2 protein-coding genes are annotated in these 2,736 nt (G+C 58.7%); both read right to left on the minus strand.

Annotation, left to right across the window (positions count from 1 at the left end; all coding sequences use genetic code 11):
- The coding region (locus CKY02_RS22710) for a site-specific integrase (RefSeq protein WP_167405361.1) at nucleotides 1–344 on the minus strand (344 nt) is incomplete at its 3' end.
- A gap of 330 nt (nucleotides 345–674) precedes the next feature.
- Nucleotides 675–2,736, minus strand: a 2,062-nt coding sequence (locus CKY02_RS22715; RefSeq protein WP_112896977.1) for a toprim domain-containing protein, incomplete at its 5' end; no start/stop codon positions are given.

Raw genomic sequence — 2,736 nt, forward strand, 5'->3', positions numbered from 1 at the left:
GTTGTCGCCGGGCTGGCCGGGATAGCGTGCTGTTGCTGCAACCAGTCGAACCACAGGCGTAAGGACCGCAGGCGTCGGCGCTGACTGTCCGGCGTATAGGGCTGGCCGCCGGCCTTGCGGTATTGGGTCAGATACTGCTGCCAGTTTTCCAGTAACGGCCCGGTGACCTGAGCGGCGGATATTACGCCCTGTTCCTCGCACCAGTTGACGAACGGCGACAGCCGTTCATGACGGGCGGACTGGCTCTTTTGACTCGCCCCCTGCAACAGCAGGTTATCCAGATACGCGTCCAGATGCTGGCGCAGGGTCAGCGGGTGGGATTGACGTTTAACGGGTGATGACATGGTGTGATTTCCTGTAGAGAACAGCGGTTAGTGTTATCAGTGTGTGATACATCACGACGGTACGATGGCTTGATTCTTAGGTGGCCGGAACAGTGCTTTTCTGTCTGCCCAGACTTGCGAGTCATTCAGCCCTTGGCTACTGCGGCTTGCAGCCGGTTTTGGCGAACCAGACTTGACCCCGACTTGGGGCAGACTTGACCCTGACTTGCCTTCATTTGAGCCAGACTTGCGCCAGTCATATTCACACTTTCCTTTCTGGCTTTCGGGTTCGTTGATGAAGGGGCAGTACGGTACGACGGCCTGATTTTTAGGGAGCCGGAACAGTCCTTTTCAGGCTCGCCCGACTTGCGAACCGTTCAGCCCTTTGTCACTGCGGCTTGCCGCCGGTTTTGGCGAACCAGACTTGGCCCTGACTTGGGGCAGACTTGACCCCGACTTGCCTTCATCCGGGCCAGACTTGCGCGAGTCATATACACTATTGGCCGCCTGATTTTCCGGTTCAATCAGACCGCACAGGTGAGCCTCCTCCGCTTTATCGCCATTCCAGAGCAGTTCATATTGCAACAGATGGCCGCGACTGCCGCCGTGTGTCAGCAGATATTCCATGTCGCTCAGGCGCTGACAGTGGAGTTTAAGCTGGCTGTCACTCCAGTAGGTGTAACTGCGGATATCCCGGCGGGTAAAGCGGATATCTTTCACCGGGCGTTGCTGCGCTGCCGCCGTCGCTTTCACCATCTCTTGTATCAGCAGCAACAGTTTCCTTGTCTGGGGCGGCATCTCATCCAGCGTGCGGCCTAATATCTCATGGGCCAGCCGGTTTGCTAAGCTAATATCGTCTTGGGTCACCTCGATATATTCAAGCCGTTTGCCCCGGTGTTCGGCTGTCTTCACCTCGCGCTGGTGCTGATGCAGCAGCGCGATACTTTGTATCAGGGTGAGATATTTCATGTGGTCGCGTCGGGTGCGGGTTTTATCGCTCATGAACGTTAACTGTGAGGCATAAGGGTTAACCACATTCAGCGGGCGCAATAACCGCTGGGCGTTCTGATGCAGTTCGGTGATATACGCCTTTTCATTCTCGGCCAGTAAGCCTTCGAGGGTCTGCTTATGGCGCTGCAAGGCATGGATAGCTTCGGTCTGTTCCCGCGATTCGTTCACGGTCAGCACCAGACAACGATTCAGTAATTCTTCATCGACATCTATTGCGGTGGTGGTGAGCATCAGCATCACCGGTCCTTTCACTGTGTACTGTTTGGTGACCAGATTCCCGCTGGCGTCGTCTTTACCGGTGCTGGCAATGGTCAGTTCGCCGTCGCTTTGCAACAGCTTAAGCGCATAGGCGGCCTGCCGCACCCCTTCCTCTTCGGCAATGGCTAAGATTTTATGCTGGAGATTGGTTTCCCCCAGATAGAACAGACTCTGGCCGGTCATGGCGCTGTATTGCAGCCGTTCTTCCTCCGGTATCAGATTGAGGACGGCATCCATTAAGCTGCTTTTCCCGGCCGCGCTGCTGCTCTGTATCAGCACCGCCAGCGGACGCTCCAGCTTGCGACTGACGGCGGCTAAGTAACCGGCCAGCAGGTTGGTGCTTTCCCCCACCACCCCGCAGGCGGCTAAGTCCGCGGTGATACGCTCGCTCAGTTGCGGGTCCTGCAACAGGGCTAACGCCGCGACCCGCTGGTCTTCGCTCAGTTCGGGAACCGGCGGGGTTTCGGTTTGCTCACCGGCTCCGGCCTGTTGACACTGTTCCAGTACCAGCAACACCTGCCCCAGTGAACGCCTCAGGTCCCCTTCGGCCAGCCCGAGTTCGGTGGCGGCCAGTCGCGCATAACCGTTCCGGCCGCGGGCGCTCATCATGTCCACGCTGTCCGCGAACATCACGCCGCTGTCGGTATCAACCACCTGAACATTGACTTTCATCACTGCCGCCCCGGCTTTCACCTGTGACAGGCCCCGGATACCCCACTGTTGCGTGCCCAGCGTGAGGGATATCTCGCCGTTAGCGCCGGTTTCCCAGACCACATTCGGCATCGACGGCAACGCCGCTATACCGGCGGCTAAGGCGCTGACCGTTTCCGGCACCGGAACCGGCTGATGTTCTGCCAGCGCGGCCCGCTCTGTGGCGGTGGTTGCCTGTACCTCTGCCGCATCCTGCATCGGCACGGCACTGTCCAGCAACAACCCGAAGGCCCGTTCCGGCTCGGCGACCTGACACAGATAGCCGTTGGCATCCATGCCCTCGGGGAACACCACCCGGAACACGGCGATACCGACGGCGGTGAGTTCTGCGGCCAGTTTTACCGCCGCTTCATTGCCTGCCGGATCATTGTCGTAGGCGATCAAGACCTGCTTAACGCCATGCTGCCGAAACGCCTGCCGCATCTCATCGGTG

Source organism: Photorhabdus bodei (assembly GCF_003287735.1).
GTDB classification, from domain to species: Bacteria; Pseudomonadota; Gammaproteobacteria; order Enterobacterales; family Enterobacteriaceae; genus Photorhabdus; species Photorhabdus kayaii.